Annotated in this window: 4 protein-coding genes and 1 pseudogene; 2 read left to right on the plus strand and 3 right to left on the minus strand. The window is 53.8% G+C overall.

Going from position 1 to position 2,855, the window contains the following annotated elements; genetic code table 11:
• Nucleotides 1–702 (minus strand): HlyD family secretion protein (locus tag M0974_RS03805; protein ID WP_297833022.1); only part of this gene is annotated, 702 nt, incomplete at its 3' end.
• Nucleotides 703–1,004: 302 nt separating this feature from the next.
• On the opposite strand from M0974_RS03805, the gene M0974_RS03810 reads away from it, so the two are divergent.
• Together M0974_RS03810 and M0974_RS03815 are read left to right on the plus strand one after the other, a co-directional pair.
• Nucleotides 1,005–1,331 carry a thioredoxin family protein gene (locus M0974_RS03810; protein ID WP_297833028.1) on the plus strand — a complete coding sequence of 109 codons (327 nt, stop codon included), beginning with the start codon at nucleotides 1,005–1,007 and terminating at the stop codon, nucleotides 1,329–1,331.
• 255 nt (nucleotides 1,332–1,586) lie between these two features.
• Nucleotides 1,587–1,850, plus strand: a complete 264-nt coding sequence (locus tag M0974_RS03815) for a DUF2790 domain-containing protein (RefSeq protein WP_297833025.1) — start codon at nucleotides 1,587–1,589, stop codon at nucleotides 1,848–1,850.
• Nucleotides 1,851–1,958: 108 nt separating this feature from the next.
• On the opposite strand, the gene M0974_RS03820 is transcribed toward M0974_RS03815, so the two are convergent.
• Nucleotides 1,959–2,192 carry a hypothetical protein gene (locus M0974_RS03820; RefSeq protein ID WP_297833026.1) on the minus strand — a complete coding sequence of 78 codons (234 nt, stop codon included), beginning with the start codon at nucleotides 2,190–2,192 and terminating at the stop codon, nucleotides 1,959–1,961.
• A gap of 181 nt (nucleotides 2,193–2,373) precedes the next feature.
• Nucleotides 2,374–2,855 (minus strand): annotated as a pseudogene (locus M0974_RS03825) (hypothetical protein); the annotation flags it as partial.

Raw genomic sequence — 2,855 nt, forward strand, 5'->3', positions numbered from 1 at the left:
GGCGCGTAATTCGGTGTAACCCACGTTCAGTTGCGCCATGTCGCGCTCGGCCTTGGCCTGCACCAGCGCGGCTCTGGCTTGTTGCTTTTGGGTGGAAATTACCGTGATTTGCCGCTGGGTCGCCAGCATTGAAGCCTGGGCCTTGGCGCCGTTGGCCTGTGCGGTTTTAAACGTTGCGTCGACACGCTGCGCACTTTCAACCGAGACCGCTTGTTGCCCAACCAGCTTTTGATAACGCGTCTGGTCATCACGAGAGCGCACGGTTTCGGCGTTGGTCGCATCAATACTGGCTTTGGCTTGGCCGATTACCGCATATTGCAGCTGTTCAGTAGCATCCAGATTGGCCAGCAACGCTTCCTGTGCAGCTACCGCGCCCTCAGCCTTATTCAACGCCGCAACGTAGTCACGGTCGTCGATTTTGACCAGTAAATCACCGGCGTGTACCCGCTGGTTATCGGTCACTTTCAACTCGATGATGTAACCGGAAACCTTCGGCCCGATTACCGTGACATCGCCGCCAATATAGGCATCATCGGTTGACTCGATAAAGCGCCCGACGGTCCACCAGCGCACTGCAAAAACCACCGCACACACCAGCGCCGTGGTCACTACAACGATCACCAGCACACGCTTGAGTGTCAGGCGGCTTTTTTTCTGAACGACCGCCGAGCCAGTTTCACCCACGTCAGTTGAGCTATTCATTGCAAGGTCATCCATTGGATGCAGGAATGGAGATTGATTGGCGGCTGAGCCAAGCGACGTAAACGTCCGTTTCGAGGTCTCTTCATGGTCGCTGCCTCCGTAACATAATATATCATTAAATTATGGTCGTAATATATGTGGGTGAGTCACATGGCGCAAGTCACTAAGTGAGCTTTTGGTCAGGCCGCCAAAATACAGGGCGGTTGAAACGCGGGGCGTGAACGCAGAGGATGGATCGTTAGGTGAACACGATTTGTAGAAATTTCCATGTTTTGAGAAACCACTAGGAGAACCCCATGAGCATGACCACGGCCTATGCCGAAATCGAACCCAGCCGTGCAGAGGTTGATGCGCTTCAAGGGCCGACGTTGATCGAGTTCGGCACCGTATGGTGCGGCCATTGCAAGGCGGCACAGCCACTGCTGGAGGCAGTAATCGCTGATTACCCGCAAGTCCGTCACTTGAAAGTCGAAGACGGCAGCGGGCGTCGCCTGGGGCGTTCGTTTCAGGTCAAGTTGTGGCCGACGATGATTTTCTTGTGCGAAGGCAAAACGCTCGCCCGACTTGTGCGGCCCACCAACGTCAGTGAAATAGAAGAAGCGTTCGAGCAGCTCACCGGCGAGTGCTGAAGATCTGCTACCGCCGATGACTGCCCCTGTCGACGAGACAGGGGCCTGCGTTATTCAATCTAGGCACACCGCCTATTGTTATTAAAAAAGCAGATAGTCTTTGTCCAGAATGGGACTGTGTCTAAGTAGACGAGCGGCCTACTATTCTCCTCGCCAACCAGCAAAACCCAAGCAAACAAATGAATCACCCAAGCGTGCAAGAACCTTGTGATGACCCCGGCTGTTTGCAACTTCTGAACTAATAGGACTAAGAACATGAAAGCTTCAGTGTTGATGTTATTGATGTGTGTGTCTGCAGTCAGCATGGCCGATGAAAAAATTGAAGCCACTGCGCAGCAACAACCGGCCGTTGAAGAGTACACCTACTCAATGAATCTCGACGTTGCCAAAGTGTTGTCAGTTAGCCAAGTCTCTTCGGGCTGTGAAGCAGCCCCGGTGCAAATGAACTACTTGGACTCGGCGGGTAATCAGCACATTGTTCAGTACTTGGAAATGGGCACCGGCTGTGCAAACGGCTAATCTAACTTCGAGGTTTTAATTGCCGATACTTAAAATAACGTCATTAAAAAAGGCCCTGTCATGCAGCGCCTTTTTTTTGTGTCTGGAAAAGAACGAAGTCATCACTAACTAAGCAGATAACTCTGTCGATCGCTGAGTGCACGCATCGTCGTAAGCCACATAAAGACGCTCTGCAATCTGGCTTTTAATAGCCTTGCCACTTTCCAGCCCAAAAACGAAACCTTCGGCTTTACCACCGGCGCGGTTCAGGTCTTCGGCTGTTCCGGCCTGAGTGATTGCGTCCAGCAATCTTTCGGCGTCTGGCATTACGCCCTTTGGTAGCGCGATCCCGTCGAGGTTCATTGTCCGATCCCTTCCTGAGAGTTCGTGGCGCTGTCGAAGCGGCAGGGCTGCATGCGGTGTTGGTCAATCATGATCAATTCCTTTAAGCGGGGTACTGCGTAAAAGCACAGGCCGCGATGGTAGGCCACGGCCACTCGCTTTGCGAGCAACAATGATTTTTCAGTCCGGCATAGCGGTTAAGTCACCAAAACGCCCGGACGTAATTGATCAGCGAATGATCGGCCCAATCGCGTAAAAACATGTTCTCAGCGTTGCCCGCATACCGCGCCAGGTAGTCAAAGCGTGCTTTCTGCTGGTCCTGGTGGATCAGTGTCGGCGACAAATCGCCCTGAGTCACACCATATCGGTCGATATAACCCAACCCCTGGATGTGCTCAAAGCCCAAGCTGGCGGGAACCAACTCGGTGACCACATCGCAGCAGTCCACCAGTCGGGCGACACGCAAGCGCGTATTGGCAGACACATGCTCGGTAAAGTCCGGATCACCCACGCGCGGTGAACCCAAGGCGACCAGAAAGTCGGCGTTGGCGGGCTCTGCCAGCAGGGTGGCGATGGCAGCGCCCACGCTATGCCCGGTGATGGTAAGCGAAGTTCGTTGATGGGCTGTTTCCTCCAGCCATTTTTTGATCGAAGGCCACAGCCCCAGCGCAGCATTGGCGAACC

This window comes from Pseudomonas sp., from assembly GCF_026224925.1.
GTDB lineage: Bacteria > Pseudomonadota > Gammaproteobacteria > Pseudomonadales > Pseudomonadaceae > Aquipseudomonas.

Excerpts from the sequence above, each read along its gene's own strand:
- M0974_RS03810 (WP_297833028.1), top strand. The coding sequence starts at position 1,005 with ATGACCACGGCCTATGCCGAAATCGAACCCAGCCGTGCAGAGGTTGAT.
- M0974_RS03815 (WP_297833025.1), top strand. The coding sequence starts at position 1,587 with ATGAAAGCTTCAGTGTTGATGTTATTGATGTGTGTGTCTGCAGTCAGC.
- M0974_RS03820 (WP_297833026.1), bottom strand. The coding sequence starts at position 2,192 with ATGAACCTCGACGGGATCGCGCTACCAAAGGGCGTAATGCCAGACGCC.